The sequence below is a fragment of the Mesorhizobium sp. M0244 genome (assembly GCF_040321795.1).
GTDB lineage: Bacteria > Pseudomonadota > Alphaproteobacteria > Rhizobiales > Rhizobiaceae > Mesorhizobium.
In genome coordinates this window covers 1-1,900 of record NZ_JAMYSE010000199.1, presented here as the reverse complement: position 1 = coordinate 1,900, position 1,900 = coordinate 1, and the positions used below count along the sequence as shown (strand labels likewise).

Annotated in this window: 3 protein-coding genes and 1 pseudogene; 1 reads left to right on the top strand and 3 read right to left on the bottom strand. The window is 61.8% G+C overall.

What is annotated here, in order from left to right:
* Both NKJ08_RS38565 and NKJ08_RS38560 read right to left on the bottom strand, forming a co-directional pair.
* On the bottom strand, positions 1 to 144 hold a 144-nt coding region (locus tag NKJ08_RS38565), incomplete at its 3' end, for a sulfotransferase (RefSeq protein ID WP_502906394.1).
* Positions 145 to 348: 204 nt separating this feature from the next.
* A complete protein-coding gene (locus NKJ08_RS38560) occupies positions 349 to 495 on the bottom strand; it encodes a hypothetical protein (protein ID WP_023680966.1) in 147 nt (48 codons plus the stop codon).
* Between the two features lie 35 nt (positions 496 to 530).
* Here NKJ08_RS38560 and NKJ08_RS38555 point away from each other — a divergent pair.
* Positions 531 to 782: pseudogene (locus NKJ08_RS38555) on the top strand (GNAT family N-acetyltransferase); the annotation flags it as partial.
* Between the two features lie 11 nt (positions 783 to 793).
* On the opposite strand, the gene NKJ08_RS38550 reads toward NKJ08_RS38555, so the two are convergent.
* Positions 794 to 1,840: a sulfate/molybdate ABC transporter ATP-binding protein gene (locus NKJ08_RS38550; RefSeq protein WP_352786372.1), complete on the bottom strand. Its 1,047-nt coding sequence runs from the start codon at positions 1,838 to 1,840 to the stop codon at positions 794 to 796.
* Positions 1,841 to 1,900: the final 60 nt, after the last annotated feature.

Genomic DNA, 1,900 nt, shown 5'->3' with positions numbered 1-1,900 from the left:
CCAGGTCGGGAGTTGTCCCTGGCCGGCGGCGCGCCACAGCGCCTTCTGCTCGGGATTGGCGTGGACATCTGCCATGTGATGACACGGCCCGAACCCAAGATGCTCCAACGCGAGCTTCAGCGAATATGTGCCAGTGCGACCCATGCCTGCACCAATGACATCTAGAGCCATGAGCACCCCAAGGAGATTTCAATCGGTCAAAATACCGCTGTTTTCTTTAATTCGCTATATCTTTGAAGGTCAGCTCCGAATCGCGTCAAGCCGTAGCGCGCGAAGGTCAGTATTGGAGAAGCGCCGGGAATGGTGGCTCCTGGCGCCGCTGTGGCGAAGACGCGTGGATCGACACCACTATCCGCTGACGCAGCGCTTGCGCCGGTCGATGACGTGGATGCCCATCAAAGGATGGGAGACAACCGACAGCGAGTTTCCGCCGGGAACGTGATCGCGGTCCACCAAAGCCATCTTGAACGGCAAGGCCGTGCAGACCTGCTCCATCAGGCTGCTCGACGTATACCGCGCGACATTCGAGCAGCGTGGACACAAGCTGGCAAGGCAAGGGGTTAGGCGCCGCGCTGTTGCAAGACACCGTTCTGCGCACGCGTTACGCCGCGACGATCCTCGGGATTCGCGGCCTTCTTGTTCATGCCATATCGGACGAAGCGAAAGCCTTCTACGAGCACTACGGCTTTGCGGCTTCCCCGAAAAATCCGATGACCCTTGCGCTCTCGCTAAGGCGCGTTGAAAGAGCGGGCCGAAACGTCTTGTTGTGCACAAGTTGGTAATCGCCTCGTAATCAACCAGCCGGAAAAAGCTTCCAGCGCCGCGGCCTAAAAGCCACGCGACTTTTCTGCGCCGCCGGATGGTCGACGGGCAATTCGATCTCGACCCGCCGACGTTCGCCGCCGATTTCGAGTTCCACGCGCCTGGTGCCGGCAACGCGGCGGCTGGCGGCGACCGTGCCGGCGATGCAGCCGTTGCATTCGTCCACCAGTTCGACATCGTGCGGGCGAAAGAACAATGTCGCTTCGCCTTGCGGTGCGTGCGGCGCGGAGAGCCCGATCGGCCGGTCGGCGATCCAGACCTGGCCGTCCTCGACCTTGACCTTGACCGGGATCGAGCTCGATTCGCCGATAAAGCCATAAACGAAGGGCGAGTTCGGGGTATCGTAGATCTCGTCGGCGGTGCCGACCTGCTCGATGCGGCCCTGGCTCATCACCACGACGCGATCGGCAAGCTCCAGCGCCTCTTCCTGGTCATGGGTGACAAAGACCGTGGTATGGCCGGTGGCGTCGTGGATGTCGCGCAGCCAGCGGCGCAGTTCGCGGCGCACCTGCGCATCGAGCGCGCCGAACGGCTCGTCGAGCAAAAGCACGGCCGGTTCGATGGCCATGGCGCGGGCAAGCGCCACGCGCTGGCGCTGGCCGCCCGAAAGCTGCGCCGGATAGCGTTTTTCCAGACCGGAAAGCTGGACGAGGTTGAGAAGTTCCAAGGCGCGGCGGCGGATTTCCTTCGCCGACGGGCGTGACGGCCCGTGCCTGACCTTGAGGCCGAAGCCGATGTTGTCGGCGACCGTCATATGGCGAAACAGCGCGTAGTGCTGGAAGACGAAGCCGACATTGCGCTCCTGGATCGACTTTTGGGAGGCATCCTCTTCGCCGAAGAAGATTTTTCCGCGGGTCGGCCGCTCCAACCCAGCGATCAGCCTGAGCAGCGTCGTCTTGCCGGAGCCGGATGGCCCCAGCAACGCGATCAGTTCTCCCGACCTGATGTCGAGAGAAACGTCGTGGAGGGCCGGAAACCGGTCAAACTCCTTGCGCACGTTGGCAACGCGAACTTCCATGCAAATCCCTTTTGTAGTTGATGCATGCCGTTATCCCAAAACCGGTTCCCACTTTTGGGC

Excerpts from the sequence above, each read along its gene's own strand:
- NKJ08_RS38560 (WP_023680966.1), bottom strand. The coding sequence starts at position 495 with ATGGAGCAGGTCTGCACGGCCTTGCCGTTCAAGATGGCTTTGGTGGAC.
- NKJ08_RS38550 (WP_352786372.1), bottom strand. The coding sequence starts at position 1,840 with ATGGAAGTTCGCGTTGCCAACGTGCGCAAGGAGTTTGACCGGTTTCCG.